At 74.1% G+C, this 15,416-nt stretch carries 14 protein-coding genes; 10 read left to right on the top strand and 4 right to left on the bottom strand.

Going from position 1 to position 15,416, the window contains the following annotated elements:
- Positions 1-31: 31 nt before the first annotated feature.
- Positions 32-964 carry a JmjC domain-containing protein gene (locus ACFRAR_RS16440; RefSeq protein ID WP_380698747.1) on the bottom strand — a complete coding sequence of 311 codons (933 nt, stop codon included), beginning with the start codon at positions 962-964 and terminating at the stop codon, positions 32-34.
- Between the two features lie 455 nt (positions 965-1,419).
- Between ACFRAR_RS16440 and ACFRAR_RS16435 the strand changes: the two genes are divergently transcribed.
- Entirely contained in the window at positions 1,420-1,620 is a 201-nt protein-coding gene (locus ACFRAR_RS16435; RefSeq protein ID WP_380698746.1) for a hypothetical protein, read from the top strand.
- A 54-nt stretch (positions 1,621-1,674) separates the two neighbouring features.
- The gene (locus ACFRAR_RS16430; RefSeq protein WP_380698745.1) at positions 1,675-2,121 is read left to right on the top strand and encodes a hypothetical protein; all 447 of its coding nucleotides are present in this window, start codon (positions 1,675-1,677) and stop codon (positions 2,119-2,121) included.
- A gap of 34 nt (positions 2,122-2,155) precedes the next feature.
- Here the strand turns inward: ACFRAR_RS16430 and ACFRAR_RS16425 are convergent, their stop codons facing one another.
- A complete protein-coding gene (locus tag ACFRAR_RS16425; protein WP_380698744.1) occupies positions 2,156-3,184 on the bottom strand; it encodes an aminoglycoside phosphotransferase family protein in 1,029 nt (342 codons plus the stop codon).
- Positions 3,185-3,268: 84 nt separating this feature from the next.
- Here ACFRAR_RS16425 and ACFRAR_RS16420 point away from each other — a divergent pair, with 84 nt between their 5' ends.
- On the top strand, positions 3,269-3,997 hold the full coding sequence (locus ACFRAR_RS16420; RefSeq protein WP_380698743.1) for an RICIN domain-containing protein: 729 nt from the start codon (positions 3,269-3,271) through the stop codon (positions 3,995-3,997).
- Between the two features lie 246 nt (positions 3,998-4,243).
- On the opposite strand, the gene ACFRAR_RS16415 is transcribed toward ACFRAR_RS16420, so the two are convergent.
- The gene (locus ACFRAR_RS16415) at positions 4,244-5,254 is read right to left on the bottom strand and encodes an SDR family NAD(P)-dependent oxidoreductase (RefSeq protein ID WP_380698742.1); all 1,011 of its coding nucleotides are present in this window, start codon (positions 5,252-5,254) and stop codon (positions 4,244-4,246) included.
- Between the two features lie 199 nt (positions 5,255-5,453).
- Here ACFRAR_RS16415 and ACFRAR_RS16410 point away from each other — a divergent pair, with 199 nt between their 5' ends.
- Positions 5,454-6,923: a hypothetical protein gene (locus tag ACFRAR_RS16410; protein WP_380698741.1), complete on the top strand. Its 1,470-nt coding sequence runs from the start codon at positions 5,454-5,456 to the stop codon at positions 6,921-6,923.
- 100 nt (positions 6,924-7,023) lie between these two features.
- Here the strand turns inward: ACFRAR_RS16410 and ACFRAR_RS16405 are convergent, their stop codons facing one another.
- Positions 7,024-7,536, bottom strand: a complete 513-nt coding sequence (locus ACFRAR_RS16405) for a hypothetical protein (RefSeq protein WP_380698740.1) — start codon at positions 7,534-7,536, stop codon at positions 7,024-7,026.
- A 309-nt stretch (positions 7,537-7,845) separates the two neighbouring features.
- Between ACFRAR_RS16405 and ACFRAR_RS16400 the strand changes: the two genes are divergently transcribed.
- The 6 genes from ACFRAR_RS16400 to ACFRAR_RS16375 all read left to right on the top strand — a co-directional run bounded on the left by ACFRAR_RS16400 (position 7,846) and on the right by ACFRAR_RS16375 (position 15,416).
- Positions 7,846-9,879, top strand: a complete 2,034-nt coding sequence (locus ACFRAR_RS16400) for a carbamoyltransferase (RefSeq protein WP_380698739.1) — start codon at positions 7,846-7,848, stop codon at positions 9,877-9,879.
- 66 nt (positions 9,880-9,945) lie between these two features.
- Positions 9,946-10,845: an SAM-dependent methyltransferase gene (locus ACFRAR_RS16395; protein ID WP_380698738.1), complete on the top strand. Its 900-nt coding sequence runs from the start codon at positions 9,946-9,948 to the stop codon at positions 10,843-10,845.
- Positions 10,842-12,284: a cytochrome P450 gene (locus ACFRAR_RS16390; RefSeq protein ID WP_380698737.1), complete on the top strand. Its 1,443-nt coding sequence runs from the start codon at positions 10,842-10,844 to the stop codon at positions 12,282-12,284. The genes ACFRAR_RS16395 and ACFRAR_RS16390 overlap by 4 nt, the downstream gene beginning before the upstream one ends.
- Positions 12,269-13,111: a methyltransferase domain-containing protein gene (locus ACFRAR_RS16385; protein ID WP_380698736.1), complete on the top strand. Its 843-nt coding sequence runs from the start codon at positions 12,269-12,271 to the stop codon at positions 13,109-13,111. Before ACFRAR_RS16390 ends, ACFRAR_RS16385 begins: the two co-directional genes overlap by 16 nt.
- Positions 13,112-13,134: 23 nt before the next feature.
- Complete coding sequence (locus tag ACFRAR_RS16380; protein WP_380698735.1) at positions 13,135-14,310, top strand: cytochrome P450; 1,176 nt, start codon at positions 13,135-13,137, stop codon at positions 14,308-14,310.
- The gene (locus tag ACFRAR_RS16375) at positions 14,307-15,416 is read left to right on the top strand and encodes a Rieske 2Fe-2S domain-containing protein (protein WP_380698734.1); all 1,110 of its coding nucleotides are present in this window, start codon (positions 14,307-14,309) and stop codon (positions 15,414-15,416) included. Before ACFRAR_RS16380 ends, ACFRAR_RS16375 begins: the two co-directional genes overlap by 4 nt.

The raw sequence follows: 15,416 nt of genomic DNA, 5'->3' as shown, positions 1-15,416 counted from the left end.
GGGCAGCCGCGCCCGGTCGCGTTCTCCCCGCTCAGCAGCCCAGCGGCCCCGGGAGCGGCGAAGCGTCAGAGGCCGGCTCGGGGAGCGGTCCCCGCGCGAGGCGCAGCAGTTCCTCCGGGGTCAGCCCGGCCAGGCGCTCGCGGCTGAGGCGCAGCACCTCGGCGGCCGCGGCCAGCAGCTCGGCGGCCGTCCCGGGGCGGTCGGGCAGGCCGTCGCCCCGGGCGCCGGCACCGGTGGAGGCGCCCGCGACGCCCGCGGCCAGGAACTCGCCGACCGCGGCGTGCAGCCCTCCGGTGCCGACCTCCCGGACGGTGAACGCCAGGTGCACCGACAGTCCCTGACGGCCCGTCGCGGTGTGCGGCGCGCCGCGCGGCACGTACAGCACCTCGCCCGGCGCGAGCACCGTGTTCAGCGCCACCGGCCCCGGCTCGGGCGCGAGCCCCGGGCGCCAGCGCCCGTCCACGGGCGCCTCGTGGACCGTCCACTCCTTCTGCCCCGCGAGCTGGACGACCAGCACGTCCGCGTCGTCGCGGTGCACGTCCAGGCCGCGCCGGCCGGCGCCCGTCGCGAAGCAGAACACCTCGGTGCGGCGGCCCAGTTGGAGGGCGATGTCGGTGGCCAGCGCCCGTACCGGCGCGTACCACTGGTCCAGTTGCGGCAGCAGCAGGGTGGCGCCCTCGGCCAGCAGGGCGGTGATCCGCCCGGGGTCGGCCCAGCCGTCCTCGCGGCGCCCGGCCACCGTGCGGGCGGTGCAGAACCGCTCCGGCTCGACGACCTCGCCGTCCTTCACCATCTCCACGTACGGCACCCGCAGCAGACCGCCGTTCAGGGCGGCGTCCAGCTCGCCCGGCCGGGGCAGCCCGGCGGGCCGGCCGTCGGTGCGGAACACCTGTGGCCTGCGCTCCTCCAGCGTCCTGGCGAAGGCGTCGGCGTCCCCCACCAGGTGGTCCAGTACTCGCCCCATCGTTCGTCCCCTCTCCTCGGACGTCCCGTTCGACGTCCCGTTCGACGTCCCGCTCGACGTCCCGCTCGACGTCCCGTTCGGCCGCGCACCGGCGGCCGGCTGTCCCATGACCAACGGATGAACAAGGGGAACCGGTTGAACCGCTTCCGCCACCGGGTCGGGAATCGGCCAGCTTGGCCCGCCCGGCCGCCCCACCGCCCGGTGCGGCGATCCCGCAGGTCGGCGGGGTCCGAGGCGGGCCGTCCCCCGCCCCTGGGGGTCCGCGGCAGGACCCGGCGGCCGAAATCCGGTGAGGGTGGGATAGATCACACCCGGCCGAGGCCGCCCGCCGGAGCGCGCGATTTCCCCGAAGCCGCCCCGGGCGCCGGGCCGCTCTGGCATGCTCACCCGAATGGCAGCGAGCTCCGGGTGACCGGGGGGTGCTGAGCGTCACGCATCGGGGCCGGAGGAGAGCTTTGGAGTACACCATCAGCGCGACGGCGTTCGTCGCGATCCTCATCGTCGTCCGGCTGCGCCGCCGAACCGAGGCGCGCCGCCGCACCGACGAGGCCTTCACGGTCTTCACCGGCGTCGTGTTCGGCGTCCTGATCGCCGCCACCGCCGGGGGCGACGCGATCCGCCGGCTCGTCGGCATCGCGGCCGACGCCACCCACTGACGGGGCCTCGCGTGGACGGTCCTACCCTGATCCGCGACAAGGGGAGGGGCCGGCGTGGAACTGACGAGACGTGACAAGCGGTGGGCGGCCGTGGTGGTGGTGGCGGTCGGGGTGGCGGCCTGCTACGCGTTCCGGGGCGACTCCGACTACCCGCTCCCGTACAAGAGACGAGACGCGTCCGTCCTCCGCCGCATCGCGCTCGCCGACCCGTCGGCGAAGGAACCGACCCTGGAAGCGGACGGCCGCACGATCACCATGGCGGTCGCCTGGACCGGCTGCGACTACAAGCCCGACCTGGTGGCCCGGGAGACCGAGGAACAGGTCTCGCTGCTGCTGAAGCGCCGGGACGCCTCGGGCCCGAACATCGGCTGCGAGGACGGCGGCATCGCCCGGCTCACGACCGTCCTGCACCGACCGCTCGGCGGCCGGGCCCTGGTCGACACCGTCACCGGCGAGCCCGTCCCGTTCACCGACGCCCGGCAGCGGCCGGCCGCCGGCTGAACCGGGCCGCCGGCACCTCGTGGGCCGCCGCCGGCTACGGTCGTTGTGGGGGCAGCGGTCGAAGCGCGGGCCATCGGGTGAGCATGCCCTGCCGAATAGCCGCGGCGAGTTGCCCCAGAGCCTTGAGCTCATCGCCGTCAGCGGTCATCCGGCTGACGATTCCGAGACGGTGGACGAGTCGCTGCCGGGCTGTTGCCGTGCCCCACTTCCAGTCCCTGTTCGGGATCCTGGCCAAGTGGTCGGCGGTTCCTCTGTAGGCCCGCTGGACCAGAGCGTCGCCTCGTAGCAGCCAGCCGGCGCATGCGTCGGTGAGGTCGTCCTGGACCTCGGTGCCCGTCGCGTCGCGCCACGTCGCGCGGTAGGCGGCCTCTGCCGCGTGCAGCAGGGGCTGAGGCGGGGCGGTGGCGCACCAGCAGGTCGGAAAGCCGATGCGCAGGTAGGCGAGCTCCACGAGCCCGTTGCCCAGAGCGGCCTGTTCGAAGTCGATGAACCGGACGCCGCCGCTGGTGTGCATGTCGTTGCCGGGACAGGGGTCGCCGTGCAGCAGGGCATGGCCCGGCATGCCGAGCAGGCGGTTCACGAGGCCGTCCAGCTCGGTTCGCACTCCGGACGGCACCGCGACGCCGAGCGTCCTGGCGAGCCCGAGGAAGGAGTCGATGTCGTCGTGGGTCGGGCCGGACCAGGCCGGGAGCACGCCTGTGTCATCGGGGCTTGCGGCCGTGTGGAGTCGGGCCAGTGCCGAGGCGTAGTCGACCACCCAGTCCTCGCGGGGCTGTTGGTGGTCCAGGTGTTCGAGGACCAGGACCCGTTCTTCCGGATCGGTGCCGAGGAGTAGCGGCACCACGGGCGGGTCGACCCGGGACGCGAGCTTCAGCGCCGCCACCTCGCGCGCATACCTCTCGGCGGCCTCCGGAGCGTCGATGAGCTGCTTGACCACCACCGGTGTGCCGGACAGCTCGGCCCGCCACACCCGCGATCGCGGACTGCTGCCCAGTCGGCGAGCCCGACGAGGTACGCCAAGCTCGGCCCGCAGCTCCTCCCCGAACGGAATTGTCGACCGCATGGCGTCATCCTTCCACACGCGTGAACGCCGCTGGCTGTGGAGTGAGTTGGACGGCCGGTCCGCCCCGCGGGGCGGCTGGTGCGGGTGCGGGTCACCCCCGTCGGGCTGCTGCCCCTCGCGCTGCGCGGCGCCGCCGAGGCGATCGAGTTGCGCAGCGTCGGGGACGACGAGCGCCCCCTGACGGTCCCCGACGGCACCACCGCCGACCAGACGGACCTGATCACCTACCCGCCCTCCAGCCGCACCGGCGGGCAGGCCGCGGTCCCCGCCGCGGGCCCCGAGCAGACGTGGCGCCTGGTCTCCAAGAACCTGCCGGCGTTCGTGCTGGTCAACGAGAAGACCGGCAAGTGCGTCGACGTCCGCAACGGCACCGCCAACCAGCAGGACCTGGTCGACCAGGCCACCTGCTCGGGCCAGACGACCCAGAACTGGTACTTCCAGCGCAACCCGGGCGACTCGGCCACGGGCGTGCTCGTGAACGGCTACCACACCAACAGCTGCCTCAACGTCATCGGCGCCAACGGCAACGTCGCCGGCGCCTCCACCGTCGTCAACGAGGAGTCGGGCAAGTGCCTGGACGTCCACAACGGCACCCGGGCACTCCCGGGTGACTGGGTCGACCAGTACGACTGCGCGGGCCAGTTCACCCAGAACTGGGAGTTCACGACCGGGCCCAACGGGAGCGTGCACCTCGTCAACACCTACTACGGGTGGGACCTGGACGTCCTGCGCAACCTGACCGGCGACGACCGCTGGGTCGGCGTCTACCCGGACGCCGGAGGGGCGAACCAGCTCTGGACCTTCCTGAGCTAGCGTCGCATCAGATGACGTTCTCGCTGTCGTGACATGACGCGTCGTTCGCGCGCGACTCGGGCGACGCCCAGCTGCCGGCACGTTCGAGTGGCGGCGTTCGTGCGGGCCGCGCCCGTCGAGTTCGGCGAGCAGCGCCGCCAGTTCGGCGGGGGCGGGGGCGGGGGCGAGGCGGGGCGAGGCGGGGCGGAGGCGAGGGTGGCGGGGGTGCGGGCCACCTCGCACGGCCGGAGCGGCCGGGGCATCGGCTCATGGGCCCTCGGTCCCCCTGAGCCCCGAAAGCGCGGTGAACGTCGGCTCGACACCGGTCAGTTCGCGGCTAGCCGCCCAGAGGCGCGCCGCGGTCGCGGTGTCGGCCAGGTGGCTCCAGAGCGGTTCGACCACGGGCGCGCCGCGCAGCCCGAACGCCCGGGGGCCCAGCATCAGGCCGCCGCGCACGCCCGGGTCGAGCACGGCCCGGACGGCGGGCCACGCGGCGGCGTCCTTGCCCTGGACGACCAGGCCGAGCGGCAGGCGGCTCAGCCGCTCGCCGGTGGTCCGGACGTGGAACGGCGGGCGTGAAGGGGTGAGGGAGTCGAGCGCGCCGCCGGGGTGGACGAGCACGCTCAACGTCGTGCTGCCGGTGGCGCGCAGGCGGCGGTCGAGTTCGAGGGCGAAGAGCATCTGGGCCAGCTTGGAGCGCGAGTAGGTGCGCTTGGGCCGGTAGTCGCGGGCGCTCTGGAGGTCGTCGAGGTCCAGGCGTTCGGACTTGGCCGCGAAGCTGCCGGTGGTGACGATCCGGCTCCCCGGGGTCGCGAGGAGCAGGGGCGCGAGGTGGTGGGTCAGCGCGAAGTGGCCCAGGTGGTTGGTCGCGAACATCAGCTCGTGGCCGTCCGCGCTCTCGCGGCGCGGCGGATGGTCGAGCGCAACCCCGGCGTTGTGGACGACCGCGTCGAGGCGGCCGGGCCCGAGCGCGTCCGCGGAGGCCTTGAGCGAGGCGAGGTCGGCCAGGTCCAGGGGCGCGTGCCGTACCTCGGCACCGGGGACGCGCGAGCGGATGGAGGCGATCGCCTGCTCGGCCTTCGCCCGGTCGCGGCTGCCGAGGACGACCGTGGCCCCGGTCCCGGCGAGCTGCTCGGCGACGAAGTACCCGATGCCCGCGTTGCCGCCGGTGACGAGAAAGCGCTTTCCGTCGGCGCGGGGCAGCCGGCGGACGTCCCACTGCGGGGACTGGGATACGGAGGACAGGGTGGGCACGGTGGGCTCCCGGACGTTCGACATGGTCTGGCGGGCGGGTCGCGCCTTCTGCGGTCGGCCGCGCCCGAGTCCCACCGTCCCGGGGGCCACTCACATCCCACCGGCAGGCCGCTGTCCCCGCCGACAGCCGACCGGCACGGCGGGCTTCCGGCCGGTGCCCGAGGGAGCGTGAGAGGGCCCGATGGGGGGAGAGGGGGAGAGAGCCGCCTGGCATCATGGCCGGATGGAAGCCAACGCACTGACTCCGGTTCACCTCGACCACGTGATGGACGGGTTGGCGGTGAATCCCGCTCTGCCCGCTCCCATGATCCGGCGGCTGTTCGCACGGCGGCGGGGCCTCGGGCGGGTGGCGGGACGCCCGGACCTCACCGAGGCCATGGTCGCCGAGATCGTCGCGACCGACGACCACTGGCTGCTGCACAGCCTGGCGCTCAACGACCGGCTGCCGGACCGCTTCCGCATCCGTCTGGCCGCCCATCGGGACAGCGGGGTGCGGTCCGCACTCGCCCTCCGTGCCGAGAGCGCGCCGAGGGAGATGCTGGAACGGCTCGTCGACGATCCGGACCCGAAGGTCCGCGAGTGCCTCGCGAAGGGTGACCACACGCCGCCCGACCTCCGGGCCCGCCTCGCCGCCGACGCCGACCCGGCGGTGCGCGCCGCGCTGGCGAAGCACTGGACGCGGGCGCCGGAAGCGGTCCGCCGGGTCCTGCTGACCGACCCCGAGGCCGAGGTCCGCGCCGCGGCCTGTGCGACCTACTTCGCGCGCCTGCCGCATCCGGTGCCGCCCGCGGACCTGGTGCCGGCACTGCTGGCCGACCCGGTGACCCGGGCGGGCGCGGTGGTCCACGCCGTCCTCGACGCGGACGCCTTCCAACGGCTCGCCGAGGATCCGGACGGCGACGTGCGCGCCGAGCTGGCCCGGCATCCCGACCTGCCGCCGTCGGTCCGCGAGGCCCTGGCCGTCGATCCGTCCCTGTACGTCCGGGTGAAGGTCTTCGCCCGGCCCGACACACCGGAGGGCGAGCGCGCACGAATCCACACCTCGGTCCACGAGCTCTCCCGCTCGATGGCCGACCCCGACCCCGACGAGGAAGCGATTCTGCAGTGGTACCGGGACTCCGCCGCGCCCACGGAGCTACGGACCCTGCGCCTGCCGTGGGTCACGGCCGACCCGCTGCCGCACATCGACTCGCCCTACGTCGGCTTCCGGCTCTCGGCGGCCGAGAGCGAGGCCCTGCCCGCCGAGGCGGTGGCCCGACTCCTCCATGACGAGGAGGAGACCGTCCGCCTCACCATGGCAGCCAGCGCCCCGCACCTGGTCGACCTCGCGACCGCCGAGAGCATCGAGCGCCGCTACCTCCGCAGACGGGACAAGTTCACGTTCTGGTGGGAGAAGGCGGAGATCCTGCCGTTCCCGCCGACGACGCTGCGCCGCTTCGCCACCGACCCCGTGCCCCGGCTGCGCTCCCTCGCACCCCGCGATCCGGACCTGCCCCCGGAACTCGCCGAGCAGCTGGCCCGCGACGCCGAGTACCACGTCCGCCTCGCGGTCGCGCCCCACCGCAACCTCCCGCTCCTGTCGTTGCTGAGGCTCCTCGCCGACCCCTCGGAGCGTGTCGCGCAGGCCGCCGGTGCCTCGCCGCACCTTCCCGCCGAGCACATGGACCGGCTGCTGATCCTGGAGGGCCTGTAGCGGTCGAAGCAGCGGGGCTCCGCCGGGGCGTTGGTTCTCCGACCGGCCGAATCCTCCGGATCGCGGGGCTCGGTTCGGGCGCACTGTGTCTTCCGGCGAGTCAGTACGTGGGGCAGATGTGCTTGCGGACCGCCGCGAGGATCTTCGCCGACTTCTCGGGCCCGAAGCCCTCGGGGTGTTTGGGCGAGGTGAATCGCTGGTTGGCGACGTTGACGAGCTTCGCCTGGTCCGTCGGCCACTCGGTGACGGAGGTGCACTGGTCGCGGCCGCGGCTGACGGCCCGGTCCGGCTTGTCGCCGACGATCTCCGGGTCGATGGCCGTCAACGCCGCGATGTAGGCGGCGGTGGTCGCGGCGTCCGGCTTTGGAGGCGGCCCGCTCGGCTTCGCCCCGGAACCGCCGGCGGCCCCGGGCGCCGTCGTCGCGGCCGGTGCCGGCGCCTCGGGCGCCTCGGGCGCGGCGGGTGCGGCTGCCGCCGAGGTGGGCTGGGCGGCGGCCGGACTGCTCGCGGGCGCCTTGGCGTCGCCGGTGGACGAGGTGGTGCTGGAGCAGGCCGCGAGGCCGAGGGCGGCCAGGCCGGCGATGACGGCCGCGGTGGTGGTACGGGTGCGCATGGTTCCCCCTGGGACTGGTGTGGTGCCCGTCGACCGTACCGAGCTGGTGGCCGGTCAGCGCAAGTTCGTGGCCGATCTGTTACTCGGCGTCCGCTGCCGGGTCGAGCCGGCGGTCCGTCCGGACTGCCGAACCCCCGTGGCCCGCGACTCCGGCAGCCTGGTCGCCGTGCCGACCGGGCGACCCCCCGCTGGGGTGGGTATCCCGCTCGGCAAATCAATTGCGCGCCGAATTCATCCGGACGGCCGGGAATGTCATTCTCCCGGCCGTCCGGCTTGCCGCGCCCAATCCCCGCCATTACGTTGGCGACCATGCTGACGATCGGACTGAACGGTAATTTCTCCCCCGAGAGTTCCGATATCGTGCCCGGCCTGCGCGAGTACATGTACCATGACGCGGCTGCCGCCCTGGTGCGGGACGGCGTCCTGGTCGCGGCGGTCGAGGAGGAGCGCCTCAACCGGATCAAGCACACGACGAAATTCCCCGTGAATGCCGTCCGGGCATGCCTCGACATCGCCGGTGTCACTCCGGACGAAATCGACGCGGTGGGCTATTACTTTCCCGAGCAGTATCTCGATCTCATGCTGAACGGCCTCTACGTCGACAATCCCGCGGTGCCCCTGCGTTATTCGCGCGAGCTCATCGGGGAGCGGCTGAAGGAGGCGCTGGACTGGGAGCTCCCCGACGACCGGCTGTTCTACGCCTCGCACCACCGCGCCCACGCGGTGTCCGGCTTCGCCCGGTCCGGGATGGTGGAGGCCCTGGTCGTGGTCCTCGACGGGATGGGGGAGGACTGCTCCGGGACGGTCTTCAGCGCCGTCGGCGGCGAACTGGAGACGGTCGAGAAGTTCGCCATGCACAAGTCGCTGGGCCTGCTCTACCTGGGCGCCACCCGGCACCTCGGGTTCCGGTTCGGCGACGAGTACAAGGTGATGGGCCTGGCGCCGTACGGGGATCCCGCCGTCTACCGTCCGGTGTTCGAGTCGATGTTCACGCTGGGCCCGAACGGGGACTACGACCTGCCGCCGCACGCGCTGGCCCTCGACTACGTCGGCAACCTGTTCTTCGCCCACGGCCTGGCGCCCCGGCGCTCCGGCGGCCCGCTGGAGCAGTGCCACAAGGACTTCGCCGCCGGGCTGCAGGAGATGCTGGAGCGGATCGTGCTGCACGTGCTCCGGCACTGGAGCCTGGCCACCCGGCACACCCGGCTGGTGTTCAGCGGCGGCGTCGCCCACAACTGCAGCCTCAACGGCGCCGTCCTGCGCTCGGGGCTCTTCAGCGAGGTGTTCGTCCACCCCGCCTCCCACGACGCGGGCACGGCGGAGGGGGCGGCCCTGCTGGCGCAGGAGGCGCTGTCCGGCCGGGTGCGGCTCAAGGAGCGGATGCGCAGCGCCAGTTGGGGGCCGGACCTGGGCGGTTCGAGGGCCGTCGAGGAGAAGCTCGGCGCGTGGAGCGCGCTGGTCGAGTACGAGCGGCCGGCGGACGTCGTGGAGACGACGGCGGGGCTGCTGGCCCAGGGCGCCGTCGTCGGCTGGGCCCAGGGCCGCTCCGAGTTCGGCCCGCGCGCGCTGGGCAACCGCAGCATCCTCGCCGACCCCCGGCCGGCCGGCAACCGCACCCGGATCAACGCGATGATCAAGAAGCGGGAGGGCTTCCGGCCCTTCGCCCCGATGGTCGTGCCCGAGGCCGCCGGCACCTACTTCGAGCTGACCGACACCGCCGCGAACCACGACTTCATGTCGTTCGTGGGGCGGGTGCGCCCCGAACACCGGGCGGGGCTCGGCGCCGTCACCCACGTCGACGGCACCGCCAGGCTCCAGATCGTCGCCCCGGAGGTGAACGAGCGGGTCCACCGCCTCGTCAGCCGCTTCGGCGCCCTCACCGGCACCCCGGTGCTGCTCAACACCTCGATGAACAACAACGCCGAGCCGATCGTCCAGAGCGTCGAGGACGCGCTGACCTGCCTGCTGACCACGGACCTCGACTGCCTCGTCGTCGAGGACTTCGTGGTCCGCCGCCGGCCCGGCTTCCTGCTCGCCCTCGACGGCCTGGTGCTCTCCCCGCGTCCCGTCACCAGGCTGGAGCGCGGCACCCGGGTGGGCCGCGACGGCGAGCGGGTCGTCTTCCACGAGATCCTCCTCGACTACGCCACCGGCCCGCGGGCCCCGGTGTCGCCGGAGCTCTTCGCGCTCCTGGAACGGGCGGACGGCCGGCGGACGGTCGGCGCGCTCGCCCGCGCCGCGGCGACCGACCTCACCGACCGGGCCAGGGAGGAACTGCACGCCCTGTGGCAGCAGCGCTTCTTCACCCTCGCCCCGGCCCCCGCGGCCCCCGCGGCTCCCTGAGGCCCCCGCCCCTCCCGCACCGCCCCTCCCGACCCGGCCGCCCCACCGCCGCCGAAAGGAAGTCGCATGCACAACGCCGAGTACCTCCGGTTGGTACGGACGCCAGAAGACCGGCAGGAGCACTACGCGCGCGTCGTCGACCGCTACTACGAACTGGTGACCGAGGTCTGCCGCGAGGTGTGGTCGGACTCCTTCCACCTCGCCTGGTTCGCCGAGGGGCAGGGCCTGCGGGAGGCGCAGCGCACGCTCCAGCACTGGCTGGCGGACCAGGGCGGGTTCACCGCGGGCGACAGCCTGCTGGACGTCGGCTGCGGCATCGGCGGCCCGGCCGCGGCGATCGCGCGGCACACCGGTGCCCGGGTGACGGGCGTGAACATCTGCGGCCACCAGGTCGAGGTCGCCCGCTCGATGCACCGCCGCAGCGAGGTGGGGCGGCGTCTGAGGTTCGTCGAGGCCGACGCGATGGCGCTGCCGTTCGCCCGCGCCGAGTTCGACGGCGTCTTCTCCATCGAGGCCCTGTGCTACGCGCCCGACAAGCGCCACGCCTACGCGCAGATCGCCAGGGTGCTGCGCCCCGGGGGCGGCTTCGTCGGCGCCGACTGGTTCTGCGCCGACGGCCTCTCCCCGGCGGACCACGCGCGGTGGGTGGAGCCGATGTGCCAGGGCTTCGCCATCCCGCACGTCCTGCCCTTCGGCGAGCTGGAGGAGCACCTCGAAGCCGCCGGGTTCGAGGTCGAGTCGGTGTCCCGCTACGACGACCACGGCGACATCGCCCCCAACTGGCAAGGCCGCGGGCCGCAGCCCGACCGGGCCGTAGGCGGCGAACCGCCCGCCTGGGCGGCGGACGGCTTCGAGAGCCTGCTCGCGGGCTCGATGCCGGCCCTGCGCGAGGGCATCGAACAGGGAAAGGTGGTCATGGGCTGTTGGGTCGCCCGCAGGAGGAGCACCCACGGCGGGCGGGCATGACCGGCCCCCGAAAGGCCTGCCCCGCCCCGGGAGCGCTGCCCCTGCTCGGCCACGCGCTGCCGCTCGGCCGGCGCCCGCTCGACTTCCTGGCCTCCCTGCCCGCGCACGGCGACCTGGTCAGGATCAGGCTCGGACCGGTGCCGTTCCACGTGCTGTGCGATCCGGACCTGGTCCACCAGGTCCTCGTCGACGACCGGACGTACGACAAGGGCGGCACGATCTTCGACCTCGTCCGCACCATGGCGGGCAACGGGCTGGCGACCTGCCCGCACCGCGACCACCGCCGCCAGCGCCGGCTGCTGCAACCGGCCTTCCACCGCGAACGCCTGCCCGTGTACGCCGAGGTGATGTCCTCGGAGATCACCGGGATGCTGGCGGGCTGGCGGCCGGGCCGCAGGCTCGACGTGCTGGCCGAGATGAACGAGCTGACCGCCACCCTCGCCACCCGCACCCTGTTCGCCGCGGAACTCGACGACGCGACCTTCGCCGAACTGCGGCAGTGCATGCACGACGCCATGACCGGCATGATGCGCCGGATGATCCTGCCCTGGTCCTGGCTCAACCGCCTGCCGACCCCCGGCAACCGCCGCTTCGACCGGGGCCGCCGGAGGCTGCGGCAGTACGTCGCCCGCCTCACCGCCGACTACCGGCGCGCGGGCGTGGACCACGGGGACCTGCTGTCCATCCTGCTGGCCGTGCGCGACGACGACGGACGGGCGCTGACCGACGCGGAGATCCACGACCAGGTCTTCACCTTCTACCTCGGCGGCAGCGAGACCACCGCCCCCCTGCTCTCCTGGGCGCTGTACCTGCTCGCCCGCAACCCCGACGTGCGCGACCGCCTCCACGCGGAGGTCGACACCGTGCTCGGCGGGCGCGTCGCCGGGCACGACGACATCCCGGCCCTGGACCTGACCCGCCGGATCCTGCTGGAGACGCTGCGCCTGTACCCGCCGGGCTGGCTGTTCACCAGGATCACCACCAGGCCCGTCGACCTGGCGGGCCACCGCCTGCCGGCCGGCTCCATCGTGGTGTACAGCCCGCACATCGTGCACCACCGGGCCGACCTCTTCCCCGACCCCGAACGCTTCGACCCCGACCGCTGGCACGAGGACGCCGCCCGGCCGCCCCGCGGGGTGTTCACGCCCTTCGGCGCCGGCGCCCGCAAGTGCATCGGGGAGGCCTTCGCCACGATCGAGGCCACCCTCGCGCTGGCCTCGATCACCGCCCGCTGGCAGCTCGACCCGCTGCCCGGCGCCCGGGCCCGCCTCGCCCCGCGGCTCTCCTCGCACCTGCGCTCGCTCCCGATGTCCCTGCGGGAACGGGCGCCCGCCCCCGCACGGACACCGACGGACGCGACCCGCGGCGACCGGGGACACCACCCCGAGGGCGACCAGGGACACCACCTCAAGGAGGAGGACGGATGGACGACCAGATGACGGCCCCGGCCGGCCCGGTACCCGAGGAGGTCGGGCAGCTGTACGACCGCATGACCCTGCTCGCCGCCGACCTCCTGGGCGACGACACCGGCCACGGCTACAACGCCCACCTCGGCTACTGGGACGCCCCGCACAGCGACCTGACGTACGACGAGGCCACCGACCGGCTCACCGACGTGCTGGCCGGACGCCTGCGGATCGGCGCCGGAAGCCGGCTGCTCGACGTCGGCTGCGGAGTGGGCGCCCCGGCCGTCCGGATCGCCCGCCTCACCGGCGCCGAGGTGACGGGCATCGCGGTCAGCCGCGAACAGGTCGCCCGCGCCGACGCACTGGCGCACACCACCGGCCTCCGAGGCCAGGTGTCCTTCCGGCAGGCCGACGCCATGGACCTGCCGTTCGACGACGCCTCCTTCGACGCCGTCCTCGCGATCGAGTCGATGCCCCACATGCCCGACCGGGGACGGGTCCTGCGGGAGATGCGCCGGGTGCTGCGCCCCGGCGGCAGGACCGTGCTCACCGACTTCCACCGGCGCCGCTCACCCACCCCCACCGCCCACCCCCTGCGCCGGGTGATGGGCTCCACGACCGTGCCGGTCGACGACTACCCCGCCATCCTGCGGGCAGCCGGCCTGGAGTTCGTCGAGATGCTGGACATCACCGACGAGACGGTGCCCCGGTCCTTCGCCGCCCTGGCCGAACAGGCGAAGAGGATGCGCCTGGAAGCGGAGGACATCGCCGCCCAGTGCTACTTCAACCCCCAGTCCGTCATCGACGTGGACCTGCTCGGCTACCTCCTCGTCGTCGCGCGGCGACCGCGGCACGACTGAGCCCGCACCCCGTGGAGGACGCCATGACCATCGCGGCACAGCTGCCGTTCGACCAGCGGGACCCGCTGCGCATCGCGCCCCGGCTGCGCGAGCTCCAGGCCCGGGGACCGGTGCACCGGGTGCGCACCGCACTGGGCGACGAGGCGTGGCTGGTCACCGACCACGCCCGGGTCCGCCGGCTGCTGGACGACGCCAGGCTCGGCCGCTCCCACCCCACGCCCGAGAGCGCCGCGCGCACCGGCGAGACGCTGTTCGACGCGGTGCTCGGCGGCTTCGACACCGAGGCGGCCGACCACGCACGCCTGCGCACCCTCCTGCAACCGCACTTCTCGCCCCGGCGGATGCGCGACCTGCGCCCGCGCGTCGAGGCCCTGACGGCCGGCCTGCTGGACGAACTGACCGGGCACGGCCCACCCGCCGACCTCCACGCCCACCTCGCCGTGCCGCTGCCGATCCTGGTGATCTGCGAGCTGCTGGGCGTCCCCTACGAGGACCACGACCGGTTCCGCGCGGCCACCGCCGACGCCGCCCACACCGGCGACCCGGACCGCTCCCGGCGCGGGGTGCGTGACCTGTTCGCCTACGGACACGAACTGCTCGCCCGCAAACGCGCCGAGCCGGGCGACGACGTGATCTCCCGGCTGGCCGCGGCCGAGGACATCGGCGACGAGGAAGCCGCCGGACTGTCGATGGCCCTGCTGTTCGCCGGGCACGAGACCACCGTGGTGCACATCGGGCTGGGAGTCCTGCTGCTGCTGGCCAACCCGGAGCAGTGGCGGGCACTGGTGGCCGACCCCGGCCTCGTCCCGAAGGCCGTCGAGGAGATCCTGCGCGCCTCCGCCAAGGGCACCGGCGGCGGCATCCCCCGCTACGCCCGCGAGGACCTGGAGATCGACGGGACCACCGTACGGGCCGGGGACCTGGTGCTGCTCGGCCACGGCGCCGCCAACCACGACCCCGCCGTCTTCCCCGACCCGGACCGGCTCGACATCGCCCGCCCCACCGCGGCGCACGTCACCTTCGGGCACGGCGCCCGCTACTGCCTCGGGGCGCCGCTGGCCCGGATCGAACTCCAGGCGGTGTTCACCCGGCTCGTCACCCACCTGCCGACGCTGCGCCTGGCCGTGGACGCGGACACGCTGCGGGTGCGCCGTGACGCCCTCACCGGCGGCCTCGCCGAACTCCCGGTGCGCTGGTGAGGCCGCCGGGCGCCGGCGGGCCGAAGCCGCCGCGGCACACCGCGGGCGCCACCGCGGGCGCCACCGCCGCCGACGCGGCGTTCCCCTCGGCACCGCTGCCCTACCCCGACGGGTGGTTCTGCCTCGGCTTCGGCCACGAGGTCGGCAGGGGCCGGGTGGTGACGCGCCGGCTGATGGGCGAGGACGTCGTCCTGGCCCGCGGCGCGAGCGGCACGCTGCGCGCCCTGCGCCCGTACTGCCCGCACCTGGGCGCCCACCTCGGCGTCCTGGGCACCGTCCGCGGCGAGGAGATCACCTGCGGCTTCCACCGGTTCGTCTTCAGCCTGGACGGGCCCTGCCGGCGCACCTCCTACGGACAGGCCGCGCCCCGGGCCGCGCTCGGCACCCTGCCGGTGCGCGAGAGCGGCGGGCTCGTCCTCGTGTGGAGCGCCCGGGACGGCTCGCCGCCCGCCTGGGAGCCGCCGGCGATCCCGGCGGGCCCCACCCTCCCGCGCGGGCGGGTGTTCGAGGTCGCCGGCCACCCCCAGCAGATGACCGAGAACGTGATCGACTTCGGGCACCTGGAACAGCTGCACGGCGCGACCCTCGGAACGGTCCCGCAGGTGTCGTTCGACGGGCCCCGCTGCACCGGCCGGTTCCAGGTCACCAGGACCCTCCCGCGCCTGGGGCGGGTCCGCGTGGACTACGCCTTCGCGGTCCACGGGCTCGGCCTGACGGTCATCGAGTGCGAGCTGCCCTGGCGGGGGGCCGGCGCCAGGTTCTTCGCGCTGCCCACCCCCGTCGGGCCCTGGCTGAGCCACTTCCGGATCGCGGCCACCGCGACGGCCGGGCCGATCGGCGGCGTCCCCCGGGCGCTGTCGCGGCCCCTCGGCGCGGCGGCGGCACTGCTGCTGCGCGACGCCTTCTTCCTCGTCCACGCCGCCGGCAGCTCCCTGGACCTGCCGGTGTGGCAGTACCAGAAGTACCAGGAGACGCCACGCCTGGCGCCGGGCGACGGCCCGATCGGCCGCTACCGCCGATGGGCGCGGCAGTTCTACTCCACGCCGCCGGCCGAGCGGACCGAGTCGGCCGACGGCCACCGCGGCGACCGTACGAGCAAGGGGTGA

This window comes from Kitasatospora sp. NPDC056651 (genome assembly GCF_042792155.1).
Taxonomy (GTDB): Bacteria; Actinomycetota; Actinomycetes; order Streptomycetales; family Streptomycetaceae; genus Kitasatospora.
The sequence above is the reverse complement of the archived record's forward strand: the minus strand, read 5'-3'. Positions and strand labels throughout refer to the sequence as shown.